This window comes from Saccharospirillum sp., assembly GCF_039982735.1.
Lineage (GTDB): Bacteria > Pseudomonadota > Gammaproteobacteria > Pseudomonadales > Natronospirillaceae > Saccharospirillum.
Genome location: NZ_JBDWXV010000023.1, coordinates 228,576 through 248,077, shown reverse-complemented (window position 1 = coordinate 248,077; position 19,502 = coordinate 228,576). Strand labels below are relative to the sequence as shown.

At 54.5% G+C, this 19,502-nt stretch carries 18 protein-coding genes; 5 read left to right on the top strand and 13 right to left on the bottom strand.

Annotation, left to right across the window (positions count from 1 at the left end; translation table 11 throughout):
• Positions 1 to 116 precede the first annotated feature (116 nt).
• Positions 117 to 2,705 carry an EAL domain-containing protein gene (locus tag ABJT94_RS20070; protein ID WP_348477795.1) on the top strand — a complete coding sequence of 863 codons (2,589 nt, stop codon included), beginning with the start codon at positions 117 to 119 and terminating at the stop codon, positions 2,703 to 2,705.
• An 88-nt stretch (positions 2,706 to 2,793) separates the two neighbouring features.
• On the opposite strand, the gene ABJT94_RS20065 is transcribed toward ABJT94_RS20070, so the two are convergent.
• The 5 genes from ABJT94_RS20065 to ABJT94_RS20045 form a co-directional block, all read right to left on the bottom strand.
• Positions 2,794 to 3,546: a DsbA family protein gene (locus ABJT94_RS20065; RefSeq protein WP_348477796.1), complete on the bottom strand. Its 753-nt coding sequence runs from the start codon at positions 3,544 to 3,546 to the stop codon at positions 2,794 to 2,796.
• Between the two features lie 54 nt (positions 3,547 to 3,600).
• Positions 3,601 to 4,221 (bottom strand): DUF924 family protein, encoded by a 621-nt coding sequence (locus tag ABJT94_RS20060; protein ID WP_348477797.1) that lies wholly within the window; start codon positions 4,219 to 4,221, stop codon positions 3,601 to 3,603.
• Positions 4,202 to 6,067 carry a hypothetical protein gene (locus ABJT94_RS20055; RefSeq protein ID WP_348477798.1) on the bottom strand — a complete coding sequence of 622 codons (1,866 nt, stop codon included), beginning with the start codon at positions 6,065 to 6,067 and terminating at the stop codon, positions 4,202 to 4,204. The genes ABJT94_RS20060 and ABJT94_RS20055 overlap by 20 nt, the downstream gene beginning before the upstream one ends.
• Before the next feature lie 124 nt (positions 6,068 to 6,191).
• On the bottom strand, positions 6,192 to 7,727 hold the full coding sequence (locus tag ABJT94_RS20050; RefSeq protein ID WP_348477799.1) for a GTPase: 1,536 nt from the start codon (positions 7,725 to 7,727) through the stop codon (positions 6,192 to 6,194).
• Positions 7,711 to 8,919 (bottom strand): GTPase, encoded by a 1,209-nt coding sequence (locus ABJT94_RS20045; RefSeq protein WP_348477800.1) that lies wholly within the window; start codon positions 8,917 to 8,919, stop codon positions 7,711 to 7,713. The genes ABJT94_RS20050 and ABJT94_RS20045 overlap by 17 nt, the downstream gene beginning before the upstream one ends.
• A 214-nt stretch (positions 8,920 to 9,133) precedes the next feature.
• On the opposite strand from ABJT94_RS20045, the gene ABJT94_RS20040 reads away from it, so the two are divergent.
• A complete protein-coding gene (locus ABJT94_RS20040) occupies positions 9,134 to 9,373 on the top strand; it encodes a DUF5062 family protein (protein WP_348477801.1) in 240 nt (79 codons plus the stop codon).
• Here the strand turns inward: ABJT94_RS20040 and ABJT94_RS20035 are convergent.
• Positions 9,370 to 9,954: a VTT domain-containing protein gene (locus ABJT94_RS20035; RefSeq protein ID WP_348477802.1), complete on the bottom strand. Its 585-nt coding sequence runs from the start codon at positions 9,952 to 9,954 to the stop codon at positions 9,370 to 9,372. The genes ABJT94_RS20040 and ABJT94_RS20035 overlap by 4 nt on opposite strands.
• 179 nt (positions 9,955 to 10,133) lie before the next feature.
• Between ABJT94_RS20035 and ABJT94_RS20030 the strand changes: the two genes are divergently transcribed.
• Positions 10,134 to 11,006, top strand: coding sequence for a DUF1989 domain-containing protein (locus ABJT94_RS20030; RefSeq protein ID WP_348477803.1), 873 nt, complete (start codon positions 10,134 to 10,136; stop codon positions 11,004 to 11,006).
• Here the strand turns inward: ABJT94_RS20030 and ABJT94_RS20025 are convergent.
• Positions 10,963 to 11,673 carry a 16S rRNA pseudouridine(516) synthase gene (locus ABJT94_RS20025; protein ID WP_348477804.1) on the bottom strand — a complete coding sequence of 237 codons (711 nt, stop codon included), beginning with the start codon at positions 11,671 to 11,673 and terminating at the stop codon, positions 10,963 to 10,965. The genes ABJT94_RS20030 and ABJT94_RS20025 overlap by 44 nt on opposite strands.
• A gap of 148 nt (positions 11,674 to 11,821) precedes the next feature.
• Between ABJT94_RS20025 and ABJT94_RS20020 the strand changes: the two genes are divergently transcribed.
• Together ABJT94_RS20020 and ABJT94_RS20015 are read left to right on the top strand one after the other, a co-directional pair.
• Positions 11,822 to 12,100: a hypothetical protein gene (locus tag ABJT94_RS20020; protein ID WP_348477805.1), complete on the top strand. Its 279-nt coding sequence runs from the start codon at positions 11,822 to 11,824 to the stop codon at positions 12,098 to 12,100.
• A 104-nt stretch (positions 12,101 to 12,204) separates the two neighbouring features.
• Positions 12,205 to 12,420 carry a TIGR02450 family Trp-rich protein gene (locus ABJT94_RS20015; protein ID WP_348477806.1) on the top strand — a complete coding sequence of 72 codons (216 nt, stop codon included), beginning with the start codon at positions 12,205 to 12,207 and terminating at the stop codon, positions 12,418 to 12,420.
• A 38-nt stretch (positions 12,421 to 12,458) separates the two neighbouring features.
• On the opposite strand, the gene ABJT94_RS20010 is transcribed toward ABJT94_RS20015, so the two are convergent.
• The 6 genes from ABJT94_RS20010 to ABJT94_RS19985 all read right to left on the bottom strand — a co-directional run bounded on the left by ABJT94_RS20010 (position 12,459) and on the right by ABJT94_RS19985 (position 19,393).
• Positions 12,459 to 13,475, bottom strand: coding sequence for a TauD/TfdA family dioxygenase (locus ABJT94_RS20010; protein WP_348477807.1), 1,017 nt, complete (start codon positions 13,473 to 13,475; stop codon positions 12,459 to 12,461).
• Positions 13,476 to 13,746: 271 nt separating this feature from the next.
• The gene (locus ABJT94_RS20005; protein WP_348477808.1) at positions 13,747 to 13,983 is read right to left on the bottom strand and encodes a hypothetical protein; all 237 of its coding nucleotides are present in this window, start codon (positions 13,981 to 13,983) and stop codon (positions 13,747 to 13,749) included.
• On the bottom strand, positions 13,980 to 14,471 hold the full coding sequence (locus tag ABJT94_RS20000; RefSeq protein ID WP_348477809.1) for an MOSC domain-containing protein: 492 nt from the start codon (positions 14,469 to 14,471) through the stop codon (positions 13,980 to 13,982). Before ABJT94_RS20000 ends, ABJT94_RS20005 begins: the two co-directional genes overlap by 4 nt.
• 88 nt (positions 14,472 to 14,559) lie before the next feature.
• Positions 14,560 to 14,802: a YdcH family protein gene (locus ABJT94_RS19995; protein ID WP_348477810.1), complete on the bottom strand. Its 243-nt coding sequence runs from the start codon at positions 14,800 to 14,802 to the stop codon at positions 14,560 to 14,562.
• Positions 14,803 to 15,127: 325 nt separating this feature from the next.
• Positions 15,128 to 16,804, bottom strand: a complete 1,677-nt coding sequence (locus tag ABJT94_RS19990; RefSeq protein ID WP_348477811.1) for a hypothetical protein — start codon at positions 16,802 to 16,804, stop codon at positions 15,128 to 15,130.
• A gap of 102 nt (positions 16,805 to 16,906) precedes the next feature.
• The gene (locus ABJT94_RS19985; protein ID WP_348483107.1) at positions 16,907 to 19,393 is read right to left on the bottom strand and encodes a hypothetical protein; all 2,487 of its coding nucleotides are present in this window, start codon (positions 19,391 to 19,393) and stop codon (positions 16,907 to 16,909) included.
• Between the last annotated feature and the right edge of the window lie 109 nt (positions 19,394 to 19,502).

The following is a 19,502-nucleotide window of genomic DNA, read 5'->3' as shown; positions in this document are numbered from 1 at the left end:
TTAAAAAAAACGTCTAAACTGACCCATTAATGAACCGGCAGCTACCCTGGTCCGGTTAAACCACAATGGGAGTTGCGCGGTTGATATTGAACGTTTTCACAGGACTGTTAGCCTGGTTGACGCAGATTAGGCCGAGCCGGCGACCGGGGGATATCTGGCGAACGCTCAGGGTTTTCCCCTTCATTTTCTTCTCCCTGCACAGCATGGCCGAGATCGACGCGTCCGGGCAGGGCCAGGTGGTGCGGGTTGGGCTCTACGAGAACGAACCCAAGGTGTTCACCAATACCGCTGGTGAGCCCGCAGGCATTTTTATCGACTTGCTCAATGAAATTGCGGTTACGCAAAACTGGACTCTCGACTATCGGCCCTGCGACTGGAGCCAGTGTCTGAACTGGCTGGAAACCGGCCAGCTTGACCTGATGCCCGATGTTGCCCTCACCGACGACCGCCAGCGCCGCTTTGACTTTCATCAGCAGCCAGCACTGAACAGCTGGTCGCAACTCTACAGTCGGCCAGACCAACCCATCGTCTCCATCTTTCAGTTGAACGACGCACGAGTCGCCCTGCTGCAAGATTCTGTTCAACTTCCGTATTTCCAGTCGATGCTCATCAATTTTGGGCTTCAGACTGAGTTGATTGAAGCACCAGACTACCCCGAGGCATTTCGCAGAGTCCGCGATGGTGAAGCCGACGCCGCGGTTTCAAACTACCTGTACGGTGCCTTGCACGCTGCCCAATACAACTTGGTGGCCACTCCCATCGCGTTTCAACCCTCGCAGTTGTATTTCGCCACTGGCAAGGGCCAGAAATCCGATCTGTTGGCGGCAATCGACCAGCAACTCACTAACTGGCGCGCAAACAGTGCTTCGGTCTACTTCGATATTCTCAATGAATGGCAAAACCTGCCCCCAAAACCCCTGATTCCACGCTGGCTGATTCTATCGCTGACAACAGCCCTGGCCTTGCTGGCCATAACCGTTCTGCTGATTACCTGGCTACGCCACCTTGTAGCTGCACGCACCCGGGCTTTGTCAGACAGTGAACGCAAACTGACGACCATTCTCGACAGTGTCGGCGCCTTCATTTATATCAAAAATCGCGATTTCAAATATCAGTATGCCAACCAGCAACTGCTCGATTTTCTGGGTAAACGAAAAGAAGAAATACTTGATCGGACCGACTCGGATCTGTTTGGTGAAACCATGGCAACCCCTTATCTGAGTAATGACCGACAGGTTTTTGCCCAGGGACACCCAGTGCGTGCTGAAGAGACGCTCAAAGGTAGGGACGAGGAGCGCACCTTCTTATCCATCAAGATTCCGTTACACGATCACCAGGGGTCAATCTATGCCCTGTGCGGTATCTCGACGGACATTACCGAAGAGAAGGACAGGGAGGCCAGAATCCAGTATCTGGCGTATTACGAACCACTGACCGGCCTGCCCAATCGCGCCTATCTGTTCGACTACCTGGCCCCTGCCATGCTCAACCGGCCCCCGCACCAGGGTCTTGCCCTGATGGTGCTCGACCTCGATGACTTCAAAGACATTAACGACACACACGGGCACGACTATGGCGATCAGTTACTCATCGAAGTCGTCCGCCGACTTACCAACGCATTGTCGGACAAGGGCCATTTGATCCACCTCGGTGCCGATGAATTTGTGATAGTGATGTTCACAGAAGGCACACCGGACGACCCGGCCAGCGCTTTTTGTGAACAGGTAACGCAACACATGCGCAACGGCTATGAGTGGCGCGATTTCAGCAATCACTGCACCGCCAGCATTGGCCTGGCCCTGCTTGAACCCGCTGAGGCCGGTGACCTTGGGCAAACGCTTAAACACGCTGAAGTTGCCATGCACCAGGCGAAACTCAATGGACGCGACGGATGGTGTCTCTTTACCGAGCAGATGCATATCGCACTGCAAACGCGCCTGGCGCTCGATGCCGATATGCGCACCAGCCTCGCCGATCAGGATTTCTTTCTGGTGTACCAGCTTCAATTTGATGACCGGCAACAGGTCATTGGTGCCGAGGCGTTACTGCGCTGGCAACACCCGCAGCGCGGTCTGGTGTCGCCCATGGAGTTTATTCCACTGGCCGAACGCAATGGGCTGATCCTGCCACTCGGCCGCTGGGTATTGCTGACGGCTTGCCAGCAGCTGGTGCATTGGGCCGGGCAAACCGAAACCTCTGGCCTGTCAATGTCGGTCAATGTCAGTGCGGTGCAGTTCAGGTCGGCAGATTTTACCGCCATCGTAGCTGAAGTGCTGGCCCAGACCGGTGCCCGGGCAGAGCGATTAAAACTGGAATTGACAGAAACCATGCTGATCGACGACCTGGACGATGCCATTCGCAACATCAGCGCACTCAAGGCCATGGGGGTGGATGTAGCACTCGATGATTTTGGAACCGGTTACTCGTCGCTGGCATACCTGAAGCGATTGCCACTGGCCCAACTGAAAATTGACCAAACTTTTGTCGCCGACGTACTTATCGACCCTGTCGCCGCTGCCATAGCCCGCACCATCATCGGGCTCGGACACAGCCTCGACCTGAACGTCATCGCCGAAGGGGTTGAAACAGAGGAACAACGTGAATGGCTGAAGCAGGAAGGGTGTCTGGCGTATCAGGGCTATTTATTCGGACGCCCGGAAACTGCGGAGCAATTACGGCATCGTTGGGCACAACCTGCCGACTGATCAAGGGTATAAACGACACAGGGCGGTTGAGCCTGTTTTAAGACTCACCCCCCCGAAGCACCAGGCCCGTTGCGGGCCCGGGGATTACTTATTGCAAGCTGGCATCAATGGCAGCCTGAATATCGGCCTGTGGAAAAGCGCCGCGCAGAATCTCGGTACCCACCACAAAGGTGGGTGTGCCGGTAATGTTCAATTGCTGGGCCAGTGCCCGGTTGCTGGCCAGGGTTTGCTGAACCCAGTCGGCCTTGCTTTCCTCTTCCAGCTCAGTTCGATCGAGCCCCAGAGAGTCGACCACCTGCCAGACCTCGCTGTCCTGACCCAGACTGCCCGGACGAGCCAGAAGAGCATCGTGATAGGCCTGGTACTCATCCGGGTACAGTTCACTGATCGCCAGACTCACACGGGCAGCGGTCACCGAGGTCTCAGACAAAATCGGCCATTCTTTATACACAACACGCAGATTCGGGTTGGCTTCCGTCAATGCCTTAACGGTTTCCGAGGCGCGTTTGCAGTAGCCGCAGTTGTAATCGAAAAATTCAACCAGGGTGATGTCACCGTCCGGGTTGCCACCTACCGGATCCTTGTCGGCATTCGTCAGTTGATCACCCACAGAGGCTAACAGTTCATTCTGGCTGGCCTGCTGGGCTGCCTGCTCGCGCTCTTGCAGAATGCCAATGGCTTCCATGATGATTTCCGGGTTTTCCAGAATGTAGTTGCGCACCATCTGGTTAACGTCGTCTTCTGTCAGGTCTTCCGCCTGGGCAAAGACCGCCGTCAGTGCCAGCAAGGGCACCAATAACAGTAAACGTAACCGTGCGAATGGGGTGGGTGCGTTAAACATGGTGTCTCCAACAACGTGAGGGTTTTGACCACAGTATAGACGAGAGCTGATCATTTATTGACCAAATCGAGCGTTATTCTGTGAGAGGTAATCTTGCTCAGCCGGGGTCGACGGCCGATTCAGAACGGTATTGCGGTGCGGGTAACGGCCGAATTGCTCGATGATGACCCGGTGCTCTCCGGCGGCATCATGAAAGCTTTTCAGTGCTTCCCGGGCGCTGGGGTAATCGTTAAACAACTGGTCGATCTGTTGGCCCAGTACCTGATGGCACTCCAGTGACTCGGCGTGCATCAGTGGCATCAGGCAGAACATACGGCCACTCATGCCGAGCAACATCAGATGTCCGTTATCGAGCGCTTGCTGGCTCCACTGCAGGGCAAGCGGGTCCCAGGCAAAGGCCTCGGCACGACCGCGATACAGATTGCGACTGAACTGGTCGACCAGAATGATCAGCGCCAGTCGCCCTTCCGGGTGCTCGAGCCAGGCACTCAATTCGCCATCGATGGCGCGCTGATGGTCGGTAGCGAACCGTTCGGCGATCAGCCGGTCGGTTTCCTTGCCACCGCTGAACCAGCGTTTTTGATAGTGCGGCTCGGGCGGCTCCTGGTCACCAAACCAGAAATCGAGCACGGATTGCCAGGGTTTCATCGGCGTTTCAGGCCGCAGCCTGCTCATTCTCTGTCTCAGCGCCAGAGTTTAGCAGACTGCCCGCCACCATCGTCCAGTAGATTTGCAGAGTGTTGACCCAACGACCGGTCTGCGACAGGCTCGCCGGAGCGTCCCATTGTTCGGGCAACGCCAGCTGTTGGGCCAGGCTTTGCCGGCCGACGGGGGCACCCAGGGGTAGCGCCGGTAACTTGAGCATGGTTTGGTACCAGTTCAGGTACAACCGGGCCAACTGCCGATCGCGCAGTGTTTTTGCCTCCTGGGTAGCGGGTTCGAACCCAGCCCAGAGATGCAGTTGCTGCGCCGACTGCAAGGCGGAAAACAGCGTCTTGCCCAGCGCCAGGTTCGGGTGGGACAAGGCCGCCCTGGGCCACACCCCCTGAGCACTGCTGCGCCAGCGCTGGGTCAGCGATGCCAGATCCTGCTTGGGCGGATGCTTTTGCAGACCCAGGGCGTGCGCCATGGCGGCTTTTTGCGTTGCCCGGGTAGCGTTGTAGTGACGCATCACCTGGGCAGGCCGCACGGCTTTGCCACTGATCGCACTGGCGGGCGGCACCAGCGCATTCACGTCAATGCCGGTCTGGTTAACCCGTTGCTGTTGCTTCTGGTAAGTATGGTAGTGCTTCAACAGGGTACTGGCTGGCATTCGAACCCCGGCCTCGCGGTTCAGGGCTTTCTGATAACCTGCCGCGCTGGACAGCACCCAGGTAGCGGGCGAGGCCATGCGAAACTGGCCCTGGCTGGTTTCTTCATCGGCATCGGGGGTCGATTCTGCCGGTCCGATCCACTCCAGCCACTGATCTGCGGTTACGCCCAGGGTAGTGCAAAAAGACTGAAACTCCTGCCAGACGGGCATCAGACTGTTCAGCTTGCGGGTCAACCGCGTTACCTGGCGCGCTTCCCGGTGCCCGATCAGGGTTTGCATCATGGCCTCCTGGCGCGTCTGAAGGTGCTCGACCATGGGCGCGACGCGCAGCATCAGAGCGCCGGACCAGTCGGGTTTAAGCCGCGCCAGCGTGTGTTGCCACTGGTTGAAGGCCCCCCAGGTCCAGTAGGTAAAAGGCGGTGCCAGGGCACCCAGTTGCCGGGTCATTTCGCCGGTCAGCTGCTGTAGGGTGACCGCCTGAAGATAGGGCAGACCGATCTCCACCTCACACCGGCGCCGCAGCCATTGCAGTGAACTCTGGCGCACGGTAACAAAGGGCGCATTACTGATGCGAATGGTGGTGACCGAAGCGGTATTCAGGTAGGTGGTAATTTCATGCGTTAACGCGAATAACAGCAACTCGGTATCCGGATCCAGCTCCAGCCCCTCAGTGGTTGGGCGACGCGGTCTAAACAGTGCAGCGGGCACCAGCAGAATACCAGCGATGATCAGTTGCGTCAGGGCTGCACCGGCCTGGCTGGCCCAGACAGATACCGAGATCAGCGGCAACACCAGCAACAGTGCGATCAGCGGTAACAGCAGATAAACCGCAAAAGGAATCGCAGCCAGAATAAGCAGACTAAACCGGGTTTCCAGCTCTTCATCCGGGTGGCGGTACCGCCCGGCAAAATAGTGACTGAGCCCGCCGTCCAACAAATGCTGGCGCAGTTCATCGGCCGAGATTTTCTGGTTCGCCGTTGCCGTCTCGGCTTCGATGATCAGGCCAGCCCGGGTCAGTTTTTTGGCCCACTGACGGGCTTTCTCTTCCGGCAGGTTGCGCGCCAGCACGGTGCGCCGGTTGGCCATCAGATCGGCCAGTTGGGCGTCGCTGAGTTTAAGTTGTTCCTTGAGCGTGAGGCTGAGCTGAGTCTTGTTGGACACTGAATCCTGAAAGCCCAGGCAGACCAGGTGAAACCGTTGTGCAGACATGTTTGAACCGAGCCCTGTAAGCAGCGATGGTGGCCGGGTGCCACCAGAGCCCCAGAATTAGACAGGTCGGCTTTCTGCGCAAGTGAAAAAGGTTCAAACTGTGCGTTGGTTCAGGTGCGAACGCTTAACGCTTAAGCCCCTGACGTATCAGACGACCTGCACCGCGCGCCTGGCGCATCACGCTTTTCCAGTCCCGCTTGCGCCCCAGCCGGTTCAACCGCTGGGCCCGGCCGTGTTTAGCTTGCTCCAGGCGTTCATAAACGGCACTCCAGAGTAGATCGATGTTATAGCCGTCGGCGCCCTGGTCGAGCCGCACCGGCACCAGATCCGCCTCTGGCAAAGCAAGGTCTGCTGCGATGTGCTGCAGCGACTCGCTAATGGCAACAGCCTTGGGCGATGCCGGGTTGGACAGGTCATAGGGAGGCGACCATTCCCGAGCGGGAGACAAGCGATCTATGTGGCTGACCACCCCGAGTATCGGCGGCTGCCGCCGGGTCGGGTTGTCACGGAACCAGGCACGAATGGCGTCCAGCGCCTTCCGATCCAGTGCCCGGTCAGCCCGGTGTGCCGACACCACCCATAAAATACAGTCTACCGACTCCAGCTGCGCCCCCCATTCTTCCGTGCTCAGTTCGTGGCTCACGCCTGGCGTATCTATCAGAACCGCCAGCGGCTCGCCCGCCTCATCACTTAACTGATAGCGCTCGGCACGGGCCGTCATCGGCAGTACATCGACCGCGCTCTGAGTGTCATTCAGCAGGGCATTGACCAGGCTCGACTTGCCCACCTTGAGCTGGCCTGCGACCAGCACCTGAACCGGCCCCGGCGGCGGGCGCGTCGCTTGCTCATGCTCCGCCAGTTTGGCCATCTGGCCGGCATCGGCCTGCAAGCGCCCGGAATACAGGTCTATGGCGGCCCGACCGACTTCCTCGACCCAGATGCGAGCGCCTTTTTGCTGCAAATAGTCGCTGGTTCGGTCGAATGCGACGTTCAACAGGCGCTCCCGGACTTCCGCCAGTACCGCCGACATCGGGTTCACCGCCCGCACCAGCCGGAACAGGGTTTTGGCGCCTTTGTAATAGGGCTGGCTGGAGCTGCCCAGGTGCCAGAGCCGCATCACCTGCCCTACCTGGAAGTGACTGGACCCCGGAACATGCTCACCCAGCACCAGCCGGAGCCTCAGGCTGACCCGTTCACTGAGCAATAATGCCTCGGGCAGCGTGAAATTCCAGACCGGGTCTTTGTGATCCGGATAATAGTGGCGGGCGACGTGCTCAATGACCAGACGTGCCCGTTCCATTAGCAACGTCTGGCTACCCAGTATGATTTTGTCGGTATCCCGGGCCAGTTGCTGCACCTCGGTCCAGGCCGCCAGGTCCTGAGCCGACCAGTCTGGTTCTGGCGGCGAAACCGGCGCGGTGGTCTCGGCCGGCGTTTCGATACTGCCAATCAGGCGGCGTTGCAGCAGATGCACCAGCAAGTAGCCGCCGCCGGTGAGCACTGCCGTGCCCAAAAACCACAGTAACAGCCAACCTTGCTGCCACAGCCAGAGCCCGCCCAGGGGGATCAATAACAACAACGGCAAGACCATCAGCACCAGCACTAGACCCATCACGATGATGATCGGCCCGCGCCAGCGGCGTTTAATCGTCGCGGTCATGGTGCTCCCTGCGCATGCGGTCGTGAAACATTTGGTAAGCCTCTTGCAGCGAGCCTCGGTAGGCGTTGGCAACACCTTTAGGATCCGCCTTGCCCTGCGCCGACTGGTTCAGGTAATAACAGGCCGCCCTACCCAGCGCATAGGTGACCGCCGCACTGGCCGTACCTGCGGCCACAGCGCCGACCGATTGGCCGTAAACCGGGACCAGCTTGCCCAGCTGACGCGCCGCAAAACTGGCCCCAATGCCGACCAGAGTGCCCGACCCCAGTGAGGTACCGAACTCGGCCAGACTGCGACGGTCCCAGTCGAGCCCGTAAATGCGACCAATGGAATGCAGCATTTTGCCCTGCAAGGTCGGCACCGTTACAAAACCCGCCAGCGGGATCAGGTCGGTCAGGCCAGCGGCAGTGGCATAGCCCACCAGATGTGGATGCAATTGTTGCAGCCGGGCATCGGCATCGGTCAGTTGCAGACTGCGCAGTTGTTCACTCTGGGTGGCATTCAGCACCTGGTCCAGCACGGCCAGCAGGGCCTCCAGGCCATAATCCGGGTTGGTAAAGCCGTCTTCAGGGCGGGTCAGATCCACCGCCACGGCATGCACGGGCCCCGGGCCCGGAAGCGTTTCCAGCCTGGCCGCCTGAGTCATCAGTGCGCGTTGCAGATCGGTCAGGCCGGTGTCGCGTTGCAGTTCAGCGTAGTCCGGGTGATCCCGGTCGTCCGGGTAGCCATCGTGCAGCCGGGTCTGCACCAGCACGACCGGCCAACCGGGGTGGCGTTTGCGAATGCGATGCACCTGGGCAAAGACGTCATCCTGCTGCGGGTCCATGGCGCGGGCCACCACGATCAGCGCATCGGCCTGGTGTTCCTGTTCGGTCAGATCGTCTTCCGGCGCATAATCAACTTCGCCAAGGCCACGGGTATCAATAAAGCGAACCAGCGGCAACTCCGGCGGGAAATCAAACAGCCGGGCGTGGCGGGTACAGGGTTTGAAGCCTGCGCCAATCTCGGCTTCGGGGTGGCGGGTAATGGCATGCACAATCGATGTCTTGCCCGATTGCACCTTGCCCAGCAGCCAGAGCACCGGAGCCTCGCCCTGCACCTGCGGCGACACGGCGGCTTCAATGTCCGGCTCTGGCGACAGCACCGCATTGACGATGCGCTTCCAGTTTTTACCCCGGGGTTCCGATGACATAAACGTCTTGCCTTTACACTGATGCGGGCGACAAACCCAGTATGGCAGGTCACCCTGCAAATGAAACGCTCCGACTGGACGACAGCGGAGCCGCGTTTACACTGAAACCAGGCCCGCTCAATCGCCGTTGAAGCAACCTCCTGACTGCTTTGTTATGGGCTCGCCCCACCATCGTTTCAACATTATGCTCTGAACACTAACGGGGAACACCGGCATGAAAAAACTCAAGAATGAAAAAGAACTGGTCAAAAAAGCCATTGCCATGGGCAAGGCATACGGCGAGGCCAGAGGCGTGGTCGAGTTTGAACCCACGGATTCCGCCGAAGCGAAAATTGAGTACATTTATCGCTTACTGGTGCACGACAAGGTGATTCAGCCACTGCCGAATGACCAGATATCGCAACAGGACATGCGTCATCGCCTGGCCATTTGGGCCTCGAAAACGCCCGATTAAACCGGGCCCAGCAACAGGCCCAACCCATGCGATCCGCCAAAAATATAGATCGCGCAGATCACCCCTTCACCGATGGAGGCGCCCAGCAGGGTTTTCCATAATTTGATGCGAAGAATACTGCACACATAGACGATCATGTCGGTGGGCACAAAGGGGGCAAACCCCCAAATGCTGATGACAACGAGCTCGCGTTTGTGGAGTAACCGGGTCAGACGCTCAACCTGACGGGGGTATCGTTCGTGGAAATACTGGTCGAAGCGGACCTGCCGTGCCATTAAGTACACAATGGCCGAAGAGGTATACACCGCCACCTGATTGACCAGGAACAGGGGCAGGGGTGGAAGCACCAATACCCCGGCCAATACAAACGGCGTCGAGGGAATGAGCGTAAAGCCTCTGAGTGTGGACACCACGAAATACAGAAACAGACTAACGATCAGATTGTCGTTAAAAAACTGACGCAATGCTCGCGGCGCAAACCACTCCGGGTTGAGAAAATACACCGACAGCGACAGCGCTATGATGGCCCCCCAGGCCACCAGCCAGTTGCGGTTAACAATAACATCGGATTCTTTGTTCACAATGGGTAACAATGTCCTTTGGTGACGTGTCCTTTGAATCGATGCCATCACGCACCGAGGCTGTAGTTTATCGCGCAAGTCGTTTAAGTTTAACGGACAGAAGTCAGCATTTACCGGTTTACTACGTACCCGTGCGCCTGACCGGATCCAAAACCCGGCCAACAGGAGACCGCCATCTAATGAAACCCCCTGCTGAACACCCCGAACCAATCGATGCCCGAATGCGTCGAGCTGCCAAGCCCGTTATCGCTTACCCGCCGGATCAGTTACCGCATTACGATTCCGACCGGTTAAACCGGGCCCGCGCTACCCTGTCGCGGACCGACCGAGTTACGGTAAACCCCCGCGATGCTGCCACCTTCCACGTGCCCGCCGGGCACTTTTTCCGCATCATCAGCACCGAGGGCGCCCAGGTGGGCGACTTGAACCTGTGGAACCAGCACCAGTTGGCGGAACGCTTTTACAGCGGCAAAACACGCGCCCTGCACGGCACCCACCTCAGTACCGGTGACCGGCTGTGGGGCAGTTTCCCTTACCTGAGGCCGATGGCAACCATCACCGCCGACACGCTCGACTGGTATGGGTGGGATGATGATGGCGCCAGCGTTCACGATGTAATCGGCACCCGCTGTGACCCCTACACCGGCTACCTGCTCAATACCGGGCACTACCACCATTGCTGCCACTCCAACCTCACCCGCGCGCTGGCACAGCAACAGAACCTGCCTTTAGCCGGGGCGGAACAGCATGTTCACGATGTGCTCAATGTCTTCATGTGCACCGGCTTCACCCGGGATACCCACCAGTACTTTATGAAGGCCAGCCCGGTCCGCCCGGGTGACTATCTGGAGTTCTTTGCAGAAATCGACCTGCTCGGTGCGCTCTCTGCCTGCCCGGGTGGCGATTGCAGCGCAAGCCACTCCAGCGATGCGGCGGCCTGTTTTCCTTTGATCGTCGAGATCTATAAACCGGAAGGTGCAGCACTGGCAGGGTGGAAGCCGGCGTCAGTCAACGGCTATGACGGCCATCACGGGGTACCTCCAAAAGCCTGAATTCACCCGGGGCCAGCGAATCGTCCAGCTCATAAGGGCCTACTGCACTGCGGTGCAACGCCAGTACCGGGTTACGGAACCGGCCAAACATGCGTTTGATCTGGTGGTATTTACCCTCGGTCAGGACCAGTTCGGCTGTTGTGGCAGAGGTGATCGTCAGCGCGACGGGCGCGGTCACGATGTTTTCAGTTTCAAAATACATCCCCTCGGCAAACGCTTGCACATACCGGTCATCCAAGGGTTCTTTTACCCGTACCTGATACCGCTTGGGCACCTTACTTTCCGGCGCCGTCAACCGGCGCGACCAGCGGCCATCATTGGTCAGCAAGACAAGGCCGGAGGTATTCAGATCCAATCGACCCACGATATGCAACTCGTCTTTGGCCGGGTGATCAATCAAATCCAACACGGTAGTGTGCTGCTTGTCTCTGGTTGCGCAGACGACACCAACAGGCTTGTGCAGTATGAGGTATAGCGGTGAACGGTGCTGTAGCATCGTTCCCTGGCATTCAATTCGGTCAAACTCGCTGACCCGCCATTGGCCATCGTTAACCGGCACACCATTGACGGTGATGACTCCACGGGCAAGCAACGGCTTCACCGATTTCAGTGGAATCTGACAGGACTTCGCAATGAATCGGTCCAGGCGACTGTGTTTGGAATGCACAAACGTCCCTCAATGAGGAGCCAGTATTGGCAAAGTGGCCAGATACACGGCGTTAAAATGCCAGCGAACTGGTGACATTGGGCCGTTCACAGTACCCTTGTGTCAACGCTGAAACCACGGCCATGCCCCTCACAACGAGCAAACGTTCATGAAAAACACACTCAGACATCTGTTCCAGCCCGTTCTGCGTATTTTTGAATCGGGCGACGATCAATTCCGCTACGACAAGTCACACCGAAAGATTCTGCTTGCAGTCGGCGTACTGTTCCTGTTTCTGTCGGTAATATCGGCTGTACTGGCCATTAATTCTGCGCAGTTGGGCGGCCTCTTCCCCGTTCTCGCTTTCTTCCTAATCGGGTTCGTGTGTGTGGTTGTGGGCGCTCTGGGAAGTGACAAAGCCGTCGCCAAGATATGGGGCAACAAGTAAACCCTACCATCTACCAGTGCACCCTTGAGCGCTCCGGAAACAGCCGATCTCAATTGTATTCTGGGTAATATGCAAAGGGTCTCAACCCGAAACAGGAAGTTACCGTGATCAACATCAACCCGAGAAAACTACTCCACAGCAAATGGACGGCGACCAACCCCTCCAATAAGGAAAAGCACTTCCTCGTTACGGAGGTGGAGTTCAATGAGGAGGGAGAGGTCATTCATTGTTTGCTCGAAGCCGTTTTTACAAACCGATCGGAGCCAATAGACTGGACGGTACTGAAGGATGAAAACAACTGGCGCCAGGGTTGGGCATAAAACGCTGAAGTTCACTACCGGTGCAAACGCCCGTTCTCTTAATTCTGCATGGGAATGTCATCTTCCCATCGAAAGCCAACGCCACCGCTTTTCCAGACGCCCTCCCCGAAGGGGCTGGGGCCATCAATGTTCAGAAATTGAGGCAGCTCAACAGTCGGTGCCAGGTTGCGTACGCCTTTAACGGTACTGCGATGCATGATTCTCAACCCTTGCTGTTCGGGTGGCAAATGGGCTTCCGGCGAAGCGCGGTGAGCGACGGCCAGGTTATCGATGAACACACAGTCATTTTCCCGATAGTCATAAATAGCCGCATAACCGTTCTCGAGCCCGGCATTCAGGATATCGTTGTATTCATGACACAGCCGGGTCAGTTCATCTGCGTTCAACAGGCGAAAGCCATCGCCATCGGTTCGCTTTTCAATCACCGCGCCGGTCATGCCCAGGTGCAACCAGATGCACAGGCGACCGGAGATCGGATGCTTGTGAACGACCGGATGCACCACCCCCGATGCGGAATTCACCGACGAGAGCCGACGCCAATACGCTTGGCGATTCTGAGGCAGCGCGTCATAAGCGGCCCCCTGATGCGCAAAATAGGTACCGCCTCCTTTTTCGGCCGGCCTTATGATGTGGTAACCCGAATGCGAAAAGGTGGCGGCGATGAAACTGCCATCGTTGTGCCATTGCGGGCCCACGCCGGGAATGCCAGCGCGGCGATCGTTCGACAAGCGGAAGATATGCGGATTATTCCCGGGCGTCGACGGATGCATACCGTGTGTGCTATGAAGCGCTCTGCCACCCCACAAGCAACTTGACCGTAAAAAGTCATCGACACTCAGCGGCTGGTCATTTTTAAAAACGATGAAGCCCCGGTTTGCCATTTCAAGTTCCAGCGCCTGCACAACCTCGGGGTCCGGTAACGTCTCTGATATCAGATCTATGCCTCGAACCTCCGTACCCAGAGGCTCTAGCGGTATGATCGTACCACCGCAGTTCTCCACCCGTGCAACACGGGCAGGATCTAGCGGCGCGATGGTCAGTTCATCGGTTTTCATGGTCTGTGTCCTGTTGCCAATATCAATGCATAAGCTGTTGGCCGTTGCGGCGGATGGCCGACACCTCTGAGGCAAAACCCGGAGTTCGTCAAAGACCTGTGCCTGCCATTGACCGGTCACCTTAATGTCTACATGAAGGCAGGCATCGCGAGAATAAACCACCCCTCCGGCCATTCCGTGTTACCGGTGGCCAGCAGTAGTTAACTTTTGTAAAGACGCAGAGCAGCAAAAGAGGGTTTAGCGGGGGTACGTTGTGTTGTGGTGCCATTGCTCACTGGCGAGTGCGGGATTGAACGCCCAGACGATGCATTGTGTGGATCAGGTCTGCTTCACTGATTTGCACATACTCCAGAACACGGCCATACAGCATGGCGGTGGGCACATTACGGTTCCGGCATTCTTTCTGGGTCTGTTCGAGCACAGCCAAAACGATACGATCCGTGCGGGTCAGACCATCCCGGATGTCGGGCAACACGTCCTGCAAGGCCGGTTGGCCCTTAGAGCTCACAGACACGCCTGCACGAGACTTCCGAGTGCGAGTTCACCGCCTTGTAAGACTCGGGTAGTGATGCCTCCGTGTCCGCGCATTGCATTGTAGGTACCGGGACCGAGGGCTTTTTCCATCTTACTGCACGGGTGACACAAGCCGGTGTATTCCAACACAACGTCACCGATTCGAAAGGTTTTATCTTTCAGGGCCAACAAGTTCAGGCCAGACACCACCAGGTTGCGGCGGAATACCTCGGGGCCAATAGACTCCCGATGCAAGCATGAGGCAATCACGCTCAGATGTTCGTGTTGTATCAGCGTCACTTGCCGTTTGCTGGTTTCACGGCCACTGAATCGATCACCTGCCAGGCCTTTACCCGGGCTCACCATGGCACGATCGAGTATCAACATGGCCTGATCACGGGCGGGGCGGACACCGATCCACTCCACCCGGCCGGTTTGCGGGAGCGTATTTAGCAACCTTTGCATCGGCGTTGGTTCAGGCATTGGGGCTCTCTGTTACACAGATCAGGCAACCAGTTTGCCACAGTCACCCTGAGCAGGACAGCCTACGGATAACCCTTAGTACCACTGCCTAACCTGCGTTGGCTTTCAGCATTTGATACAACTGATCCTTCAAGTGCAGCCGTTGCTTCTTGCGCTCTTCAAGATAATCATCGTTCACAAACTCGCTGCCACTTTCAATGCCGTGGACCTCATGCTCCACGTCAGTATATTCTTCAAACAACTTGGCAAAGTGTCGATCATTCATTTTCAAATCATGAATCTGATCACGGTATTCTGGAAACTCATGCAATAAATCGTGTTTTTCAACCATGCATTGCTCCTTTTGATTTGGGAAGTGATTTCAATGGTGCAATGAGCGATCCACGCCCGATCGAAAAAAGAACGTTTCCTAGCCAGTCGAATAACGGTGAAAGAACAGCGTTAACCAACGCGTGAACGATCGATAGTTAGTTAGTCTGTAACACTGGCTACTGAATGGTCACGAGTGTAGAAGCCTGGCGCTTCCTGTCAAAAGGTTGCGGTGTAAGTTAGGTGTATGGTTGCCACTGAAGGGAGCCACCCCCGGGCATGCCGGATATGGGTATGTAAACTCCCCTGACAATTACACAATGTAACGATGGGTGTCTGGTTAACTGTTAGCTCGAGACACCTGTTCTTGAGTTGTATTCTTCCAAAAAATGATCAACCATAGCCTGACTTGTCCTCCCGAGCGCCTGGTTTATTACTTGCACCAAAGCTTGCCTTTCAGGTGTTTCAATATCTCCAAGGAACTCTTCTATTCTCGTTCTGGATAGATCAGAAATATTTGACTCGATTGCCACTAGCTGGGCTATGTATTGCCAATCATCAAGCGTTAAATCCGCGATATCCAGTTGCTGCCGAAGATGCTGGTCAAAGGTATCAAGCTGAAAGTAGTCGTCGACTCTCTGCTCAAATACCTGGCGTTCGATGACGCCATATTGTGGCCCGAGTTGCTGTTTTACCTGCGATTTAATGGCCTCCACATGGGCAAAGTTGTTGTATGCATAAATCAGCAGCCCTTTTTGATGATCAACGGTCTCAGTATCAATTTTTTCCAGACCGAGCCGACCGCGAGAAACATTGATTCGCCTAACAAGCTCCGGCTCATAAGGCCGCATAGAACGTGCTGTCTCGTATGCATCCAGTCCACTCTGGAAATCGCCTGTATAAAGGGTTCTTAAAATACCCAATTCAAGCCAGCCCTCATAGGCAACTGGAAAACGATCCAAATATCGCTCTGTGGTTCTGATTGCAGTTTCAGAATCCATATTGTTACACAGGCACATGAACCCGCTCAAAGAGGATTCGCTATACGGGTCTTTCTCTAGTGCTTGCTGCATGAGCTCTTTCGCTTGGTCACCCCGATCAGTTGCCGCGTACACACCCGCGAGATTCATTAGCACATAGCCCCTGTCATAGCCGGATATTCTCGCAATATTTAAAGCTAAATCGGCGAGAACATAGTCCTGTTCCACCTCGTACCCGTCTTTCCAGTCTCTGGCTTTGATAGTCAGAATCTGGGCTTCCAAAACACTCAGGTCTTTTCCTTCAGGTCGTGGGTAGTATGCCTCGTATTCACTGGCTATCGCTTCCATAGCGTCGTAAGAACCTCCCCATCGCGGCTGGCTGCGTGATATTCGAGTTGAAGCGACCAGATAACTCCAGGGAACCTCTGTCAGAGAGCGGTCAACTATCGCATCTCTGCTCTGTGCGAATGCACGACCCATTGAGCCGTAGGCATCAATGGCGGCCTCGTAACCAAATGGAATACCCGGATTGAGTTCAATGGCTCTCGAGGCGTACCCAGCTGATTGAAGTAGCTTTTCCTGATATTGGGCCATGTGCCTGGGATGCACCCTATTTGAAGTGCCATGACCGCGAATGACCCAACCCTCGGTGTTCAGTCTATAGCTTTCAAAAAGATTGGCGTGAACGTTGTTGGGTTCCGCTTTTACCCATGCCTTCAGACTCTCTGAGAAAGCCTCATCCAGCACTATGACTTGGCTGTAATACTTCGAACATCTTCGTTCAAAGTCGATGTTAGGGCCTTCAATATTCAGGCAGGGAGCCATGAAATTCGATACGAGATCCACATTGTTATTTCGTATAGCGTCAGTTAACTGAGGGACAAGTAGTTTCCAATCGCGCTCAACAAAAGCACTCGGACTGGAGTTCGCTTCAAACGAGATTAGTGTATTATCCTCGCTCAATGTCGTGGCACAGCCAGCTAAAAGGAGACTGACGACCATTACGGCTGCTCCTGAAATGTATATTTTTGAGAAAGCTTTCACCAGTATTCCTCTTAACTTTCCAAGAACCCCAATCAGAAATAATATCAAACCCAAATGCTACACATCGCATTCGAGCCTGATATACAGCCAATCAGACAGGCACTAGGGAGCAGGGTCCACCGCTAGACGAAGCCCATGCTCACCTACTGATAAGTAGTAGATATACTCATTATCCAGCTCAACCTCGGTAGGCTCTCCATATACTGTCCATTCTTTTACGAAGGACAGTGGGTTAAGAGACACTTCTTTCACTCTACCGTTAGACTGTACAACAATAACCCGATTGCTGGAGGCATCCATACCAACTGCGTCTACCGCGACACCGGTTGGCGTAACTCCCTGAACAAACGTCATTTCAGGGGCATTGAAAAGGTCACCACCACGAGTCATTAGATAGGTGTCATCTGGTGTGATCCAGACGTCACCATTCATCCGATGATCGCCATGATAGGGGGAGTCGCCCAACAATGTTATCTCGTCACCGGCTATATCAAAAGCTTCTATGTCACTCGGACTAGTTTTAGTGTCTGCTGCATATATCGTTAGTTGATCTGAGGATATTTCAAGATTTGTTTGATAATAGATAGACGCCGAATCCATGAGGATATTTGTTACTGAGTCATATCTTTGAATCTGAGTATGTTGATCAGACCCGGAAGAAATGAAAACATCACCCTCATTGTTCGCAACCACATCGTAAGGATCTATCGATACAGGCAAAGTACTCTCCACAGTCAAATTAGAGAGGTTGATGATGGCAATTGCTCCCGACTCCTCCCCTTCACCCACAGAGTAACTGAACTCTCTATCCATTAACGTTATGTACAATTTTTCGTTGTCTTCAGAGAGAAATAGTCTATTTGGCATACGAGAGAAGTTGAATTCTTTCTCGAGTGTCATATTGCTAATATTGATTACTGAAACTGATTTATTCTCTTTATGAGTAGCGAAGAAAAGCCCTAATTCAGGCGAAATAGTAGCATCAGTGACTACAGGCATCGATGGAAATTCACGGAGTTCTGACAACCAATCATCTTCTGTGTTTAAAACACCATCATTATCTACGTCAGGATCAGAATTATCACCTATGCCATCACCGTCATAGTCTTCCGACTCAGTTGAATCCCAGGCGAAAGCATCGTCAATATCAAGCACACCGTCATTGTCATCGTCTTCGTCAATAAAATTTGAGTTTCCATCACCGTCAGTATCAATAATGTCTGAAGTCGATAATGTATTCGAAAAATGCTGAAGCGCTGCTTCCTGTGAGACCAGTTCAGATATACCTGAAAGGTTAAAAAGCATGTCTGAAATGGAGGCAACAGAATCAAATCCTGATCTATCTGTGGACAAATCTTCTAGGGTTAAATCTTGAGCTGTTAGTACTGAAACATGATCATTGGGAATGGTTATGAGTGAATCATAGCTCCCATCATCATCCAGCGTCTGAACCAGCCTCGCCAGATTAGTTACTTCGGTTGTATGAATATTGTTGGTTTCAAAAATATCCAATAATGTGATGACAGGTTTCGCCTGTATTTCAGGCAATACTAACGACCCTAGAGAAAAGGTAATGTAGTCACCGTCGTTATAGCTAAACTCGCCCTTTTCATTAGTAACGCCAGCAACATTAGAAGTCGTTGAAAAGGAGATCCCCTGTATCAGGCTATCCATTATTACGCCTGTATTGTCGCCTTCAGTGCTGGACAAAGGTTCATTTCTGAAATCTACTCCGGTAACTGTATAAAGCTGAGATGAGCTGCCAAGCCAGCTCCAATTTTTCATAGGGCTTTCATCTGTCCTTCCCGGATCAAAGGTCGATGCGCCAACAAAGCTAATGTCTGCTAAGTCATAGCCTTCTTCAAATTCGAGAAGGCTCGCAGGTACGGAATATACTTGCCGGCCGGGAATTGTCATCAGCGTTGTATCTAGTTCCAGCCTGGAAGCGAACCAATTCTCGTCCTGATCGAGGAAATCAAATTGTATCTCGCCAGCACGACTATCCGTTATTTCAGCATCAATCAAAACCCCGTCATTGTATATCGTGACCGCATGTACAACGGGTAAGGTGAAAGCCGGTATCGCTTTTTGGAGGCTCACATCGTAACTATCAGGATGAACGATGCGACTACCGGTTGATACAGTAGCACCGCCCTCTCGAGTTACTGAAAATATCCTTGAGGTAGATGCTTCCGCTTTGTCGACCAGCTCTATTTTATACCCGTGCATTGCAAAGGAATTCTCACCTGCAGCACCTGTTGAAGGCATGTAGAAGTAACCACGCATGTAATATCCGCCATTACGTTCAAACAGACTGCCATTGGCCCAAAGCATGTAATATGAGCCGTCTGGAAAAGTCACACGGGCATGGTCGATGTCGTCAATACCGTTCTCGTCTTCCACATGTATGTAAGCCATCATGGTCAGGTTACTGTCTGATTCATGTTCGTAGTGCGCATGCACGTAGGTTTGAACATCGAGGATTTTGGGAGCTTCATTCGAACCGCCACCACCACTTGGGCCACAACCTTGCAAGATTATCAGCGACATCAGGGTGAGGCCCTGAGCGATCCATTTATTGTTATTCATCAACCGGAACTCCTTACGGTTTATTGACATACGTCAGCGCAGAGTATGTAAAATTTTCCGACAAGGCAACGCAGCGTTCCAATTTTACGGGGGTGTTATTGAGATCCTG

Excerpts from the sequence above, each read along its gene's own strand:
- ABJT94_RS20065 (WP_348477796.1), bottom strand. The coding sequence starts at position 3,546 with ATGTTTAACGCACCCACCCCATTCGCACGGTTACGTTTACTGTTATTG.
- ABJT94_RS20060 (WP_348477797.1), bottom strand. The coding sequence starts at position 4,221 with ATGAGCAGGCTGCGGCCTGAAACGCCGATGAAACCCTGGCAATCCGTG.
- ABJT94_RS20055 (WP_348477798.1), bottom strand. The coding sequence starts at position 6,067 with ATGTCTGCACAACGGTTTCACCTGGTCTGCCTGGGCTTTCAGGATTCA.
- ABJT94_RS20050 (WP_348477799.1), bottom strand. The coding sequence starts at position 7,727 with ATGACCGCGACGATTAAACGCCGCTGGCGCGGGCCGATCATCATCGTG.
- ABJT94_RS20045 (WP_348477800.1), bottom strand. The coding sequence starts at position 8,919 with ATGTCATCGGAACCCCGGGGTAAAAACTGGAAGCGCATCGTCAATGCG.
- ABJT94_RS20040 (WP_348477801.1), top strand. The coding sequence starts at position 9,134 with ATGAAAAAACTCAAGAATGAAAAAGAACTGGTCAAAAAAGCCATTGCC.
- ABJT94_RS20030 (WP_348477803.1), top strand. The coding sequence starts at position 10,134 with ATGAAACCCCCTGCTGAACACCCCGAACCAATCGATGCCCGAATGCGT.
- ABJT94_RS20020 (WP_348477805.1), top strand. The coding sequence starts at position 11,822 with ATGAAAAACACACTCAGACATCTGTTCCAGCCCGTTCTGCGTATTTTT.
- ABJT94_RS20010 (WP_348477807.1), bottom strand. The coding sequence starts at position 13,475 with ATGAAAACCGATGAACTGACCATCGCGCCGCTAGATCCTGCCCGTGTT.
- ABJT94_RS20000 (WP_348477809.1), bottom strand. The coding sequence starts at position 14,471 with ATGCCTGAACCAACGCCGATGCAAAGGTTGCTAAATACGCTCCCGCAA.
- ABJT94_RS19995 (WP_348477810.1), bottom strand. The coding sequence starts at position 14,802 with ATGGTTGAAAAACACGATTTATTGCATGAGTTTCCAGAATACCGTGAT.
- ABJT94_RS19985 (WP_348483107.1), bottom strand. The coding sequence starts at position 19,393 with ATGAATAACAATAAATGGATCGCTCAGGGCCTCACCCTGATGTCGCTG.